Origin of the sequence: Pseudomonas brassicacearum (genome assembly GCF_003732225.1) — a bacterium.
Lineage (GTDB): Bacteria > Pseudomonadota > Gammaproteobacteria > Pseudomonadales > Pseudomonadaceae > Aquipseudomonas > Aquipseudomonas brassicacearum_E.
Genome location: NZ_MOBJ01000014.1, coordinates 140,779 through 156,498 on the forward strand (window position 1 = coordinate 140,779; position 15,720 = coordinate 156,498).

10 protein-coding genes are annotated in these 15,720 nt (G+C 58.4%); 8 read left to right on the forward strand and 2 right to left on the reverse strand.

Annotated features, from left to right (window positions below; all coding sequences use genetic code 11):
* Positions 1-330 precede the first annotated feature (330 nt).
* Positions 331-594, reverse strand: a complete 264-nt coding sequence (locus BK659_RS20430; RefSeq protein WP_123426771.1) for a DUF2790 domain-containing protein — start codon at positions 592-594, stop codon at positions 331-333.
* Positions 595-1,053: 459 nt separating this feature from the next.
* On the opposite strand from BK659_RS20430, the gene acs reads away from it, so the two are divergent.
* From acs to argR, 6 genes are all read left to right on the forward strand, one after another.
* On the forward strand, positions 1,054-3,009 hold the full coding sequence (gene acs / locus BK659_RS20435) for an acetate--CoA ligase (protein ID WP_123426772.1): 1,956 nt from the start codon (positions 1,054-1,056) through the stop codon (positions 3,007-3,009).
* A gap of 712 nt (positions 3,010-3,721) precedes the next feature.
* Entirely contained in the window at positions 3,722-4,498 is a 777-nt protein-coding gene (locus tag BK659_RS20440) for an ABC transporter substrate-binding protein (RefSeq protein WP_054593623.1), read from the forward strand.
* A gap of 91 nt (positions 4,499-4,589) precedes the next feature.
* The gene (locus BK659_RS20445) at positions 4,590-5,279 is read left to right on the forward strand and encodes an ABC transporter permease (protein ID WP_123426773.1); all 690 of its coding nucleotides are present in this window, start codon (positions 4,590-4,592) and stop codon (positions 5,277-5,279) included.
* Positions 5,276-5,974, forward strand: coding sequence for an ABC transporter permease (locus BK659_RS20450; RefSeq protein ID WP_123426774.1), 699 nt, complete (start codon positions 5,276-5,278; stop codon positions 5,972-5,974). Before BK659_RS20445 ends, BK659_RS20450 begins: the two co-directional genes overlap by 4 nt.
* 36 nt (positions 5,975-6,010) lie before the next feature.
* On the forward strand, positions 6,011-6,775 hold the full coding sequence (locus BK659_RS20455; RefSeq protein WP_123426775.1) for an ABC transporter ATP-binding protein: 765 nt from the start codon (positions 6,011-6,013) through the stop codon (positions 6,773-6,775).
* 112 nt (positions 6,776-6,887) lie between these two features.
* Complete coding sequence (gene argR, locus BK659_RS20460; protein ID WP_123426776.1) at positions 6,888-7,868, forward strand: transcriptional regulator ArgR; 981 nt, start codon at positions 6,888-6,890, stop codon at positions 7,866-7,868.
* A gap of 46 nt (positions 7,869-7,914) precedes the next feature.
* On the opposite strand, the gene BK659_RS20465 is transcribed toward argR, so the two are convergent.
* Positions 7,915-12,966, reverse strand: a complete 5,052-nt coding sequence (locus BK659_RS20465) for a dermonecrotic toxin domain-containing protein (protein ID WP_259740286.1) — start codon at positions 12,964-12,966, stop codon at positions 7,915-7,917.
* A gap of 297 nt (positions 12,967-13,263) precedes the next feature.
* On the opposite strand from BK659_RS20465, the gene BK659_RS20470 reads away from it, so the two are divergent.
* Positions 13,264-14,484 carry an aspartate aminotransferase family protein gene (locus BK659_RS20470; protein WP_123426777.1) on the forward strand — a complete coding sequence of 407 codons (1,221 nt, stop codon included), beginning with the start codon at positions 13,264-13,266 and terminating at the stop codon, positions 14,482-14,484.
* A 215-nt stretch (positions 14,485-14,699) separates the two neighbouring features.
* Positions 14,700-15,719 (forward strand): arginine/ornithine succinyltransferase subunit alpha, encoded by a 1,020-nt coding sequence (gene aruF, locus BK659_RS20480; protein WP_123426778.1) that lies wholly within the window; start codon positions 14,700-14,702, stop codon positions 15,717-15,719.
* The last annotated feature ends 1 nt before the right edge of the window (position 15,720 follow it).

Below are 15,720 nucleotides of genomic sequence, written 5' to 3' on the forward strand. Positions count from 1 at the left end.
GTTTACAGGGCTTTGGCCGATCAAGATTTTTTTTGAGGATTTTTGGCGACGTGAGAGCGGTCTAGACGTCGGTGTTTGCTGTTAAAGCGCCACAAGCCCGATGGGATGGGACTTGCAGGGGAGATGGGGTGTTTTGATGGGCTGGATTGTGTCCAGTTTCGGGTGGCAATTGTTTATGGGGTTTTCTGTTCGAAAAACAACCAGAAATGGCTTTTTACACTACATGTAGTGTTTTGGTTCGGGTTTCTGTGGCTCCAGACACAACGACGCCCGACGAAGGTCGGGCGGTGATGTCGGGTCCGGCAATGAGCAAGACCTCAGCGTTGATGATCAGCCGTTAGAGCAGCCGTTACCCATCACGCTGTAACGCAGAATATGCCGTTGACCGTTCGAGTCTTCATATTCCATGCGGGCTGGTACCACTTCGCAAACGCTTGGAACTTCGCTCATGGAGATAACTTTGGCGATGTCCAGGTGAGTCGAGTAAGTGTATTCCTCTACCGGTACGGTGTTGTTGGCAACATCAGTCGGGATCTCGTCTGCCATGGCGGTTACGCACAGACTGCTGAGGGCCAGAACCAATAAAGCTTTCATTTCAATTTTACCTTTCTGAGGTCGAAGGGGGTCACGCAACCTTTTTGGGGTTGCGTGTGGAACTTGATGACTGAGTGTTGGATTAACTGCCTTCGTGGGGGCTGCAACTGGGTTAATCACGTTTGCCTGGTTGGCGAGGCTGATTTTAGGCGTGCGAGTTGCGCGTATATAGGTGTGCTTTTGATAAAGACTTTTGGCATATCTTGCAATAATCCTGAAATAAACGCGTAGGAGCTGCCGCAGGCTGCGATCTTTTGAGGTTTGTTTTTTGTGGGAGGAGATCAAAAGATCGCAGCCTGCGGCAGCTCCTACGGGGAAGAAGGGGCTGGGGAGCCCCGGATTGGGTGGTATCAAGACGTTTTGTAGGGGCTTGTTACTACCATCGTCGAATGGTTCTATAGGCCCGGCCCGGCTACAACGGGGCCATACAAAAACAACTATTCCACCGAGGTAAGAAAGATGAGTGCGGCTTCTCTGTATCCCGTTCGTCCCGAGGTTGCGGCCAACACGCTGACTGACGAGGCGACCTACAAGGCCATGTACCAGCAGTCGGTCGTCAACCCGGACGGCTTCTGGCGCGAGCAAGCCAAGCGCCTCGACTGGATCAAGCCTTTCACCACGGTGAAGCAGACTTCCTTCGACGATCACCATGTCGACATCAAATGGTTCGCCGACGGTACTCTGAACGTTTCCTACAACTGTCTGGACCGCCATCTCGCCGAACGTGGCGATCAGATCGCGATCATCTGGGAGGGCGATGACCCTGCCGAGAGCCGAAACATCACCTACCGCGAGCTGCACGAAGAAGTCTGCAAGTTCGCCAACGCCTTGCGCGGCCAGGATGTGCATCGCGGCGACGTGGTGACTATCTATATGCCGATGATTCCCGAAGCCGTGGTCGCCATGCTGGCCTGCACCCGGATCGGTGCGATTCACTCGGTGGTGTTCGGCGGCTTCTCGCCGGAAGCCCTGGCCGGTCGAATCATCGACTGCAAATCGAAAGTGGTGATCACTGCTGACGAAGGCCTGCGTGCCGGCAAGAAAATCCCGCTCAAGGCCAACGTCGATGACGCGCTGACCAACCCGGAAACCAGCAGCATCCAGAAGGTCATCGTGTGCAAGCGCACCGGTGGCAACATCAAGTGGAACCAGCACCGCGACATCTGGTACGAAGACCTGATGAAAGTCGCGGGCACCGTGTGCGCGCCGAAAGAGATGGGCGCTGAAGAAGCGCTGTTCATCCTTTATACCTCTGGCTCCACCGGCAAGCCGAAGGGCGTGCAGCACACCACCGGCGGCTATCTGTTGTACGCCGCGCTGACCCACGAGCGCGTGTTCGACTACCGTCCGGGCGAAATCTACTGGTGCACCGCCGATGTCGGCTGGGTCACCGGCCACACCTATATCGTCTACGGCCCGCTGGCCAATGGCGCGACCACCTTGCTGTTCGAAGGCGTGCCGAACTACCCGGACATCACTCGGGTGGCGAAGATCGTCGACAAGCACAAGGTCAACATCCTCTACACCGCGCCGACCGCGATCCGCGCCATGATGGCCTCGGGTACGGCGGCCGTTGAAGGTGCGGATGGCAGCAGCCTGCGTCTGCTGGGTTCGGTCGGTGAGCCGATCAACCCGGAAGCGTGGGACTGGTACTACAAGAACGTCGGCCAATCCCGTTGCCCGATCGTCGATACCTGGTGGCAGACCGAAACCGGCGCAACCTTGATGAGCCCGCTGCCGGGCGCGCATGCGCTTAAGCCGGGTTCTGCGGCACGGCCGTTCTTCGGGGTGGTGCCGGCGTTGGTGGACAACCTGGGCAACATCATCGAGGGCGTTGCCGAGGGCAATCTGGTGATTCTCGATTCGTGGCCTGGTCAGGCACGTACGCTGTATGGCGACCACGACCGTTTCGTCGACACCTACTTCAAGACCTTCCGTGGCATGTACTTCACCGGTGACGGCGCGCGTCGCGATGCAGACGGCTACTGGTGGATCACCGGGCGCGTGGATGACGTGCTCAACGTTTCCGGTCACCGGATGGGCACTGCCGAGATCGAAAGTGCGATGGTCGCGCACCCGAAAGTCGCCGAAGCGGCGGTGGTCGGTGTGCCGCATGACATTAAAGGGCAGGGCATTTATGTCTACGTCACCCTCAACGGTGGCGAAGAGCCGAGCGAAGCGCTGCGCCTGGAACTGAAAAACTGGGTGCGCAAAGAGATCGGTCCGATTGCCTCGCCGGATGTCATTCAGTGGGCGCCAGGCCTGCCGAAAACCCGTTCGGGGAAAATTATGCGCCGGATCCTGCGTAAGATTGCTACCGCTGAATATGACGGGTTGGGGGATATCTCCACCTTGGCCGATCCGGGTGTGGTGCAGCATTTGATTGATACGCACAAGACCATGAACGCCGCTTAATAGCCGTTCTTGTGTCATCGAAAGCCCCGCCCGGTGTTGAGCCTGGTGGGGCTTTTTTATGTGATCAGGTCTGGATTTTTTATTGCTTGGGTTGGCCTCATCGCGAGCAAGCTCGCTCCCACATTTGATCGAGTTACCCCACAAATCCCCTGTGGGAGCGAGCTTGCTCGCGATGGCGGTCTGTCAGACGCCGCATCACCATCTGAGTAGCCACGGCCAATAATTATCGACTTCATCTGTCGGCCAATTCCCACTGTTACCCGGCCCGTCTCAAGTAACTAAATGTGTAACCGCTCGCCCAATAACGAGGCATTGGGAAACGCAAAGCCCCGTTCCAGGGCCTCTTCAGACCACCTGAAAAATAAGACACAACGCTGCGCTTGCCGGATTAGAAGGGTTTGCGAATAATAGGCCCGCAATTTGCAACATAGATCGGTTCACTGTCTTTTGCTCTTGCATGAATTTGCAGGGCTGTCAATGTGCTTGGTCGGGTTTCTCGGTGCTTCTGTAATTTGTTGTCGCATTGAAGAAATATCGGCTTCGGGCCTGTCGTTAGAATGCCGATCACTCGCTCGCCGTTGCCTGCGTTGAAATCAGAGCTGAACTCAACGCAACAATCCTACGACGCAGCGCAGCTTTCCAGATCCACCCATTCGCATATTGGGCTGTCGCTCACTCTGCCGTTTTCGCCCTATACCGATGGAGTCCTAAGATGAAGAAACTCGTGCTTCTTGGCGCCCTGGCACTGTCCGTGCTGTCCCTGCCAACGTTCGCCGATGAAAAGCCTCTGAAAATTGGTATCGAGGCGGCTTACCCTCCGTTCGCGTCCAAGGCGCCGGACGGCAGCATCGTCGGTTTCGACTACGACATCGGCAACGCCCTGTGCGAAGAGATGAAGGTCAAGTGCGTTTGGGTCGAGCAAGAGTTCGACGGTCTGATCCCGGCACTCAAAGTGCGCAAGATCGACGCGATCCTGTCGTCCATGTCGATCACCGACGATCGCAAGAAGTCCGTGGACTTCACCAACAAGTACTACAACACCCCGGCACGTCTGGTGATGAAGGCCGGTACTCAGGTCAGCGACAACCTGGCCGAGCTCAAGGGCAAGAAAATTGGCGTACAACGCGGTTCGATTCACAACCGTTTCGCTGAAGAAGTCCTGAAGCCGCTGGGTGCTGAAATCAAGCCGTACGGCTCGCAGAACGAAATCTACCTGGACGTGGCTGCCGGTCGCCTCGATGGCACCGTGGCTGACGCTACCCTGCTGGATGACGGCTTCCTGAAAACCGACTCGGGCAAGGGCTTCGCGTTTGTCGGTCCGGCCTTCACCGACGAGAAATACTTCGGCGACGGCATTGGTATTGCCGTGCGTAAAGGCGACAAGGCTGAGCTGGACAAGATCAACGCCGCCATCGTCGCCATTCGTGCGAATGGCAAGTACAAGCAAATCCAGGACAAGTACTTCAACTTCGATATTTACGGTAAGTAAATAGTCGCAGCTGTCAGTCCGAAATGGCGCAAGCAACAGGATCTCTGAGGTTTGCGCCATTTTTTCATCCCAACTTTCGAGGACCTGAATCATGTTGAAAGGCTACGGGGCTGTCATCCTCGATGGCGCATGGCTGACGCTTCAGCTCGCCTTGTCGTCCATGGCCTTGGCCATTGTTCTGGGTCTGATCGGGGTCGCATTGCGCCTGTCGCCGGTACGCTGGCTGGCCTGGCTGGGCGATCTGTATTCCACGGTGATCCGCGGGATTCCCGATCTGGTGCTGATCCTGCTGATTTTCTACGGCGGTCAGGACTTGCTCAACCGTGTTGCACCGTTGCTCGGCTATGACGACTACATCGACCTGAACCCGTTGATCGCCGGTATCGGCACCCTGGGTTTCATCTTCGGTGCGTACCTGTCGGAAACCTTCCGTGGGGCCTTCATGGCGATCCCGAAAGGTCAGGCAGAGGCTGGTGCGGCGTACGGCATGAGCAGTTTTCAGGTGTTTTTTCGGGTATTGGTGCCGCAGATGATTCGCCTGGCGATTCCGGGCTTCACCAATAACTGGCTGGTATTGACCAAGGCGACTGCGCTGATTTCGGTGGTCGGTCTGCAAGACATGATGTTCAAGGCCAAGCAGGCGGCAGATGCCACCCGCGAGCCTTTCACCTTCTTCCTCGCAGTAGCCGCGATGTACCTGGTGATCACCAGTGTCTCGTTGCTGGCATTGCGTCACCTTGAGAAGCGCTACTCGGTAGGCGTAAGGGCGGCTGATCTATGATCTTCGACTACAACGTCATTTGGGAGGCCTTGCCGCTGTACTTCGGCGGCCTGGTGACCACCCTCAAACTGCTCGCGCTGTCGTTGCTGTTCGGTTTGCTGGCCGCATTGCCGTTGGGCTTGATGCGCGTCTCCAAGCAGCCGATCGTCAACATGAGTGCCTGGCTTTTCACCTACGTGATTCGCGGCACGCCGATGTTGGTGCAACTGTTCTTGATCTACTACGGTCTGGCGCAGTTCGAAGCGGTACGTGAAAGCTTCCTTTGGCCGTGGCTGTCCAGCGCGACGTTCTGCGCGTGCCTGGCCTTCGCGATCAACACCAGTGCCTACACCGCTGAAATCATTGCCGGCAGCCTGCGGGCCACGCCGAACGGTGAGATCGAAGCGGCCAAGGCCATGGGCATGTCGCGCTTCAAAATGTACAAGCGCATTCTGCTGCCGTCGGCGTTGCGCCGGGCGCTACCGCAGTACAGCAACGAAGTGATCATGATGCTGCAGACCACCAGTCTGGCGTCCATCGTGACCCTGATCGACATCACCGGTGCCGCGCGTACCGTGAACGCTCAGTACTACTTGCCGTTCGAGGCCTACATCACCGCAGGCGTGTTCTACCTGTGCATGACGTTCATTCTGGTGCGTCTGTTCAAGATGGCCGAGCACCGCTGGCTGGGCTATCTGGCCCCGCGCAAGCACTGAAACCACTGACTGACTGTTTTTGTGAGAACCGACAGCATGTACAAACTTGAAGTCCAAGACCTGCATAAACGCTACGGCAGTCACGAAGTGCTCAAGGGCGTGTCCCTGAAAGCGGCAGCCGGCGATGTGATCAGCATCATCGGCTCCAGTGGCTCCGGCAAAAGTACCTTCCTGCGTTGCATCAACCTGCTTGAGCAACCGCACGCCGGCAAGATTCTGCTGAACAACGAAGAGCTGAAACTGGTGGCGAACAAGGACGGCGCGCTGAAAGCCGCCGACCCGAAACAACTGCAACGCATGCGTTCGCGGTTGTCGATGGTGTTCCAGCATTTCAATCTGTGGTCGCACATGACCGCGATGGAAAACATCATGGAAGCGCCGGTTCACGTGCTCGGCATGTCCAAGGCCGAAGCCCGTGAAAAGGCCGAGATGTATCTGGCCAAGGTTGGCGTGTCTCATCGTAAAGATGCATACCCTGGCCATATGTCCGGTGGTGAGCAACAACGTGTGGCGATCGCTCGTGCGTTGGCGATGGAACCCGAGGTGATGCTGTTCGACGAACCGACCTCGGCGCTCGACCCGGAACTGGTGGGCGACGTGTTGAAAGTCATGCAGGCGCTGGCCCAGGAAGGCCGGACCATGGTCGTGGTGACGCACGAAATGGGCTTTGCCCGTGAAGTGTCGAACCAGTTGGTATTCCTGCACAAAGGTGTGGTTGAAGAAAGCGGCAACCCACGTGAAGTGCTGGTCAATCCACAGTCCGAACGTTTGCAACAATTCCTCTCGGGCAGCCTGAAGTAATCGCTCCCGTTACGCACCAAATTAGGTCATGCTGCGCACCGCGCGCCAGATGGTCTAATTTGGTTGCAGCCGCCTTCGGCTTTAACACTGTTTTCGTTTCGGATTGCCCGCCATGACTGCCCATCGAATTGGTTTCCTGATTTGGCCCAGCACTAAAGCCTTGACGCTGGCGCTGGCCGAGGAGGCCTTGCGTGTTGCTCAGCGCGTGCATCCGGAGGTTGTTTACGAACTCTCGTTTCTGCAGGCCGAAACGCCTGCAGAAGGGGCCTGGCAATTGCCGGGTGAGCCCTGGACCGGCAAGCTGGAAAATTTCCAGAAGCTGTTTCTGCTGGCGGATGAACCGCCGACCGCGCTGGCGCCCGCGCTCAGCAGCGCGCTCAAGCAACTGGTGCGTGCCGGTTGTGTGATTGGCGGTCTGTCGGCAGGTGTTTATCCACTGGCCCAACTCGGTTTGCTCGATGGCTATCGTGCCGCGGTGCACTGGCGCTGGCAGGATGATTTCGCCGAGCGCTTCCCCAAGGTCATCGCTACCAGCCATCTGTTCGATTGGGATCGCGATCGCCTGACCGCATGCGGCGGGATGTCAGTGCTTGATTTGTTGCTGGCGGTGCTGGCCCGTGATCACGGCGCTGAACTGGCCGGTGCGGTGTCCGAAGAACTGGTGGTCGAACGTATTCGTGAAGGCGGTGAGCGTCAGCGCATCCCATTGCAGAATCGCCTCGGCTCCAGCCATCCAAAGCTCACGCAAGCCGTGTTGCTGATGGAAGCCAACATTGAAGAGCCGCTGACCACCGACGAAATCGCCCAGCACGTGTGCGTGTCCCGTCGGCAGCTGGAGCGGATTTTCAAGCAGTACCTCAACCGTGTGCCGAGCCAGTACTACCTGGAACTGCGCCTGAACAAGGCCCGGCAGATGTTGATGCAAACCAGCAAGTCGATCATCCAGATCGGTTTGTCGTGTGGTTTCTCTTCGGGGCCACACTTCTCCAGCGCCTACCGCAATTTCTTCGGCGCCACGCCGCGGGAAGATCGCAACCAGCGGCGCAGCAGCAGCCCGTTCGAATTGTCGTCGGCGCCCTCAGAGCGCGGTTGACGCTTTCAGTTCGGCGTGGGGGATTTTTCTGAGCGTCAGCCCCCTGTTACTCGTCGACTTCACTGCTCTCGGAATTCGAAGCCTCCACTTGCGCACGGTTGATGACTTCGTCGATACCGAAGTATTCGCCGGTTCGCTGGAAGTAAGCGATGAATCGTTGCAGGCTTTCTTCGGAAAATGGGTTCCCGCTTAGCTTGATCCGCCTGGCGACATCGACAGGCAGTTCCAGAATATCGCTGGGGATTTCGCTGATCGCGTTATCGGTAAGATTCGCCACCTGCAATGTTGTACGACTCAACAGGCCCGGCGGGATCTCGCTGATGCCTGTGTCATACAGCATGAGGGTCTTGAGTCGAGGCATCTGGCTGATGTCGGCGGGTAAGTTCAGTGGGTTGCCGCCCAGTACCAGATGCTCGATATTCTCCAGGCCCGCCAGTGCGGCCTGCGTCTGCGAGGTCAGCGTGATCAGGCAATCGGTAAGCACCAATGTCGTCAGCTCGCCCATGTTGAATACTGGCTCGGGAATCGTGCTCAGTGCATAGTCGCTGATGGTCAGATTCCGCAGGTTGGGAAAGCAGCGTAAAAAGCCATCGAGACTCGATGTCACCTGGTCTTCGCCGTCCATATGCAGTCGTGAGACATGGCCGAAGTCCGCCGTCAGTTGAGGCAAGTCGCCATTGATGACCTCATCGGTGTAGAGCTCATAAAGCGGCTCACCTGCCGCATTGACCCCTTCTTGATCGGATTCGCGACGCCAGCACTGCTCTACGGTTTCTTTGAACGCGTCGCGGGCGAAGTGCTCTTCTGTCAGCTGCGCGTTGGTGAACGGCTGACCTGTTTGCGGATGCACGGCAGGAAGGTCGGAGGTCCATGCGGCCAGATCGTTGCGCAGCGTCGTGTACTCGGTCTCCAGGCGTGTCAGTTCGGCTCTGCCGACCTCCAGGTTTCCGGGTAGCAGGTAGATGAAGTCGCTGGCTTCCTCTCTGTCCAGAAGCGGGTATAGCGCTTGGGCACGATCAATTTCAGCCGGGGCGGCCATGACGCCGAAGTCCTGGCGGGTTCGTTTAAAGTAGCGCTTGATCTGTTCGCGGCTCGCCAGCGAGAGTGGATTGTTGCCAAAGTCCATGCCTTTGCTGATGCGGGCGGGGAGATTGAAAAAGGCTGGGGCCAGATCGGTTATCTGGTTGTCATTGAGAATCGCAGTGCGCAGACTTTGATGACCCAGCAGACCCTCCGGCATGCTGCTGATGCCTGTATTGGAAAAGTCGATGAAGTTGAGTTCAGGCATTCCCTGCAGGGAGGGGGAGAGACCTAACGGGTTGTTGTAGAGGTCCAGCGTCACCAGGTTGCTGAAGGAGGAAAGCGTTGCTTGCGTATCCGGGGTCAGCACGATGCCACAGTCGGTCAGCAGCAGTTGATTGAGCTTCGGCATGTTGGACAGGGCAGGCGGGAGTTCGCCCAGGGCAACACTTCTGAGCTCGAGGCGGGTCAGCCCGCTGAAGTGTTGCAGGAAGCCCATGATGCCTTGCGGGGTGCCGCTGTTCGTCATCGATAGCGTCGAAATACGGCTGAAGTCTGCCGTTATGGTCGGCAGTTCTCCCACGAACGGTTTGAAAAAACTCAACAGGTACTCGACCCCGTCAAGGGCGTCGTCGGTAATGCTGGCGGTGATTTGCCGACGCCAGCCACGGAGCATCTCCGCCCTGAACGCGATGCGGAGCCCCCTGTTTTCCATCATCTGCGCGACGCTGAACCTGTTACCGGTTTGAGGATCGAGGTGGGGTGCCTGATTGGTCCAAGTGTGCAGGTCATGGTTCAGTTGGGTGTACTCGCCTTGCAGGCGGGCAAGTTCGGCATGAGCACCGGTGGGGTGGGTGTGCAGGTGTTCGATGACCTCCAGCACTTCTTCCGGGTTGAGTGCCGGGTAGAGCTGGCGAACCCTCTGCACCAGATCCGGTTGGCCCGGCGGGAGTTGATCATAGCCGTCGGCGCCTCCGAGCAGGCGCAGGGTGGTCGGGTCATAGGCCGGTTTCAGTATCGGATTCTGCTCCAGAATGTTGCGTAGTTCAGCGCGCTCCAGCGGATGCTCGCGCAGTGCTTGTTGGAGTTTTTCCCCTTGATGGGTATTGATCTTCAGTGCGTTGCGTTCGGCGTCGGGCAGGGCAAGAAGAAGCGCCTGGCTGAGGTCGGTCGCGCCGCTCAGATTCAAGCCTTCGTCGTCATAGGCTTCGTATCGACCATCCTCGCGCCGTACCAGCACTTTGCGGATGGGGGAGTCTTGTTTGCCGATGCGGGTGCGGGTATGACCGTTGTATGAATAGTCCTGAACGTCGATCCGGACGTCGGATGTCCAGCCTGGCAGACGCTCAAGTGAATGGAGTCGCAGCAGATCGGTGTCCGGGTTTTCCAGCGATGGCAGGTCAAGCCCCTCGTAGGCTCGCGTCAGCCGTACTTCTTGCATCGCCCAGCGAGCAAGGTCCTTGAGGCGTTTCGGTACTTCGCCGGTTTGCAGAAGCCGCAGCTCGGAACTCGTGGCGGTATCCATCAGTTCGGTCGCCACGCTGAGTGGCAGCCCCGTCGTGGTGTCGAGCAGTTTTTGAAGCGTGGCGTTGTGGGTGCGTTCAAGTGCCCGGTACCGGCTGTCGAACAGTGATGTTCTTTGTCGGGCGGCGGTCTGTGCGAGTTTTTGTCTCAGGGTTGCGGCGCGTGCGCTCAGCGAGAGAGGCGGCGAGCCCCGGTCTTCTTCAAGAAGGGTTTTCTGCTCGGTTTCACTCAGGTGGGCAAGCAGGGTTTTGAGCAGGTCGCCGTCGGTCAATCGACCTTCCTGAACCTCAATGCCCGACCGTGCAAGGCTGGTGGTTTCCCAGGCAATGTTTCCCTGTGCATCGAGCAGGCTGAGGCCTGTACTGTCGGGCCACAAGAAGTGTTCGGTGAGCAGCTGGAGTTGGGTTTGAGAGTCGGCCTTTGAATACTGTTCGTGATGCTCGCTGCCGAGGCGGTCGATAAAGGTTTGCAGGTCTTTGTCAATGTTGAGGCGTTTGAGAGTATCGGCCAGCAGGGACGGCATCGGCTCATGCTCGACATGCATTTTGCGCAGGGTGTTCTCGTGCAACCCGCTGGCCTTGAGTGCATGCTCGCGTTCGACGGGAGAGAGCTTTTCGCTCAGAGGGCCCAGGCGCTGCAATAGCGTGCGTTTGTCCCATTCCAGCGGTCGGTCGAGCTCGGTCTGCCAGGCGCCGCTGCCGTTGTGTTTGAGCGCGGGGCTGTAAGCGTCGGGCCGGGTGGGGTGCTCAATGTGGTAGTCGTCGGTCGGGTCTTGTCTGACCGCGAAGCGCTTGCCCTCGATGGGGACGATGGTTTTGCCGTTGTGGTGATGCAGTCCTGATGCGTTGGGAATCGAGTGCCGTGGCAAGGTCGCGGTATGTTCGTAGGGGCTCAGGTCGGGTTTCCAGTAAAGGGTTTTGCCGTTGGCCGCCTGCACCGGTTTGAACCGGTCAATGAAGGCGACGACCTCTGCGGGCAGTGCCTTGCGAAACTCTCCTGCGGCAATGACGCCGCCTGCGGCGAAGGCCCCCAACTGGATCAGAGTCTCTACCACCGTCATCAGGTGCTCGAACGCTTCGACGGTCTGCCCCTGCGCCCAGTCGATGATCCCTTCGAATGCATCGTTGACCAGTTGATAAGCCATGTAGGCCAGCATCAACTCCCCCAGAAACGGCACAAAGGGCAGGGCGACGAAAGCGGCGAGCTGAACAATGGCTGATGCCACGCCGGTAAAGGAGTCCCAGAGTGCCCAGCGAGCTTTTTGGTCCGCCATTGCGGTGGAAACCGCGATGACCCGGGCGTCGTTGAGGATTTTGTTCAGTTGTTCCCGGTAGAGATGGGGCCATGGGCCGCGATGGATCGGCGTGACAGAAAATTGCAGATTGGGCCGCTCTACCGGCGTTTCACGCCATGACGGCAGCGGGTCACTGTAAGGGCGTTGATGCCAGGTCACCTGACTCAGGCGATCGGCCAGGTTGCCAAAGAAATGCCCGCGGTCTTCGTGAGCCACAAAGCGGCTGAAAAATTGTTGGTAATCCGGGGTGCGCAGCTGGCGAGTGAGGGTTTGCATCAGCTCGGCCGTCGAGGTGTATTCCTTGATCGGGTGCTCCGGGTCATCGGGGATGTAGACCGCGATTCGTGCAGTATTGCGTGAGCGTTCCAGGTTCGGCGCAAACACCACGATGCCGGTCAGCTTGGCGGACATGATTGTCAGGTCGTGGCACAGCAAGGGTTCGTTGCCGAGCTTGATGCTGTACGAGCCTTCAGCCAGTCCCAGGATCAGCTGAAAGAAGTCGTCCTGAATGTCGCCGTTCATGCGAGCCAGTTGCAGCGCCGCCTTCAGTGCTGCTTTCTGGCTGGCCTCGATCCTGGTGCGCAGCACGGTCGCGACCAGCGGATTGGAGATGCCCAGATTCTCCTCAAGGTAGGCGCGGTACTGGCCGCCGATGTCCAGCTCGCGGCATAACCGGGTAAAGGCCTGGACTGTGATCGTCTGGTTGAGCGCCGGCAGGGTGTCGAACTGTCCGGTCGAAGAAGGCTCAGTGATGAACGTCGAGTCGGGTTCGTAGGCATCCTTGTGGGTTTCCTGTTCTTCAAAGTTGTGCAGCGCCGCATTCAGCAGCGAAACCGTCCAGGTGCGAGCGGCGCCTGACTTGATCGGGAACCAGGGAATGGTCGCGGGAATGTACAGGCGCAAGAACGTGCCTTTAACGTCCAGATCCACGCCGAATCGTGCTTTCAGGGCGTTTTTTAGCAGTGGCTCGGCAAAAGCGTAGGCGTCTTGCAGGTTTTCCAGCGCGCGGTCGACATGGTTTTGTGCCGTCCAGTGCGCGGCATTCAGTCGCCCGAGTTCGGCGTGTTGCGGAGCCGGTGCCGCGCGCAGACGATTCGCCAGTAACGGACGTGCCTCCTTCAGCGCCAGGCGCCTGACGGATGATGCGTTCCCGAGCCAGTGGGGAATCGTCTGGGTGAGAGGCGGATAGTGAGTGTCGGTGTGTGCGATATACGTTGCGTCAGCCAGGGCTGTTCGCGTTTGCTCATCGGGTAATTGCATCTTGCTGGTCCATTAACGCTCAAAGAGCGTCAAGGGAAACAAGATGCGCCGTTCACGGTGCGGTACATATTTAGGCACGCAGGCATTCATCTCTCGCCAAGCCTGCCGCAAATCCGCGCCAGCAGTTTAAACTGCGCCTTTGCGACGCTATTTGTCGCATTGCCGTAAACCCGGAGAAATCCGGGGTTTGCGCTATAAGAAGTTGTCGCTTGGCGGCAAGGCCGGGCTGAAAACTGTCCTTACAATCCCCTCATCGCTCGCCAGTTTCAGGCGGGTGTTTCTCATCAGGAGACTCCGATGTCCGTTGAGCACGCTGCGGTACAACGCGCCGATTTTGACCAGGTAATGGTTCCCAACTACGCGCCTGCCGCTTTCATTCCGGTACGTGGCGCCGGTTCCCGCGTTTGGGACCAGTCTGGCCGCGAGCTGATCGACTTCGCCGGCGGGATTGCGGTTAACGTATTGGGCCATGCGCACCCGGCACTGGTCGGTGCGTTGACCGAGCAAGCGAACAAGCTGTGGCACGTGTCCAACGTGTTCACCAATGAGCCGGCCCTGCGCCTGGCGCATAAGCTGATCGATGCGACTTTCGCCGAGCGCGTGTTCTTCTGCAACTCCGGCGCCGAAGCCAACGAGGCCGCCTTCAAGCTGGCCCGTCGTGTCGCTCACGATCGTTTCGGTCCAGAGAAGTACGAAATCATCGCCGCGCTCAACAGCTTCCACGGTCGTACGCTGTTCACCGTGAACGTTGGTGGCCAGTCGAAGTACTCCGACGGTTTCGGTCCGAAGATCACCGGCATCACTCACGTCAAGTTCAACGATCTGGAAGCGCTCAAAGCGGCTATTTCCGACAAGACCTGCGCGGTAGTACTGGAGCCGATCCAGGGCGAGGGCGGTGTATTGCCGGCTGAACTTTCGTACCTGCAAGGCGCTCGCGAACTCTGCACCGCACACAACGCGCTGCTGATTTTCGACGAAGTACAAACCGGCATGGGCCGCAGCGGTGAGCTGTTCGCTTACCAGCATTACGGCGTGACACCGGACATCCTGACCAGCGCCAAGAGCCTGGGCGGTGGTTTCCCGATCGCGGCGATGCTGACCAGCGAAGCCCTGGCCAAACATCTGGTGGTCGGCACTCACGGCACCACTTACGGCGGCAACCCGTTGGCGTGCGCCGTGGCTGAAGCGGTGATCGATGTGGTCAACACCCCTGAAGTGTTGAACGGCGTCAAAGCCAAGCACGATCTGTTCAAGTCTCGCCTGGAGCAGATCGGCGCCAAGTACGGCCTGTTCACTCAAGTGCGTGGCCTGGGACTGCTGCTCGGTTGCGTGTTGAGCGAGGCCTGGAAAGGCAAGGCCAAGGACATCTTCAACGCCGCTGAAAAAGAAGGCCTGATGATTCTGCAAGCCGGCCCTGACGTGATTCGTTTCGCGCCAAGCCTGGTGGTTGAAGACGCGGACATCGAGCAAGGTCTGGAGCGCTTCGAGCGCGCCGTGGCCAAACTGACTCAAGCCTGATCGACCCTTCGACGCCTGATCATTCAGGCGTCGAACCCAATTTTATGCCGGGCCCGCTTTATGTGGGAGCGAGCTTGCTCGCGATGAGGGCCTTACAGCCAACATCTTTGTTGCCTGACAGGACGCAATCGCGAGCAAGCTCGCTCCCACAGGTGTCTCAAAGGCCGGCCCGGCCTTTTTTCCTCTGTGTGTTTTTTCGAGAAAGGAGTGACACCATGCTGGTGATGCGCCCCGCGCAAATGGCTGATCTGGGCGAGGTACAGCGTCTGGCTGCGGACAGCCCGATTGGTGTCACTTCCTTGCCGGATGATGTCGAACGTCTGAGCGACAAGATTGCCGCAAGCGAAGCGTCGTTCGCTGCCGAAGTCAGCTTCAACGGTGAAGAGAGCTATTTCTTCGTCCTCGAAGACACCGCCACCGGCAAACTGGCCGGTTGCTCGGCCATCGTCGCGTCGGCCGGTTATTCCGAGCCGTTCTACAGCTTCCGTAATGAAACCTTCGTGCACGCCTCCCGCGAGCTGAAGATTCATAACAAGATCCACGTGCTCTCCCAGTGCCACGACCTGACCGGCAACAGTCTGCTGACCAGTTTCTACGTGCTGCCGGAGCTGGTGGGGTCGGCCTGGTCGGAACTCAACTCTCGCGGTCGCCTGCTGTTCGTTGCCAGTCACCCGGAGCGTTTCGCTGATTCGGTCGTCACCGAGATCGTCGGTTACAGCGACGAAAATGGCGACTCGCCATTCTGGGATGCCATCGGTCGCAACTTCTTCGACTTGAACTACGCCGCCGCCGAGCGTCTGTGCGGGCTCAAGAGCCGGACCTTCCTCGCTGAATTGATGCCGCATTACCCGATCTACGTGCCGCTACTGCCGGACTCCGCCCAAGAGGCCATGGGTCAGGTGCATCCGCGTGCGCAGATCACCTTCGACATACTGATGCGCGAAGGCTTCGAGACCGATCATTACATCGACATTTTCGACGGTGGCCCAACGCTGCACGCACGTGTTTCGGGGATCCGTTCGATCGCCCAGAGCCGTGTGGTGCCGGTGAAAATCGGTGAGCCGGTCAAAGGTGCCGGTCGTCAGTACCTGGTGGCCAACGCCCAGTTGCAGGATTACCGCGCGGTATTGCTCGAGCTGGATTATGCGCCGGGCAAACCGGTAACCCTGGATCTTGAAGCCGCCGAAGCCCTGGGCGTCGGTGAAGGTGCCAGCGTGCGCCTGGTGGCGGTCTGAC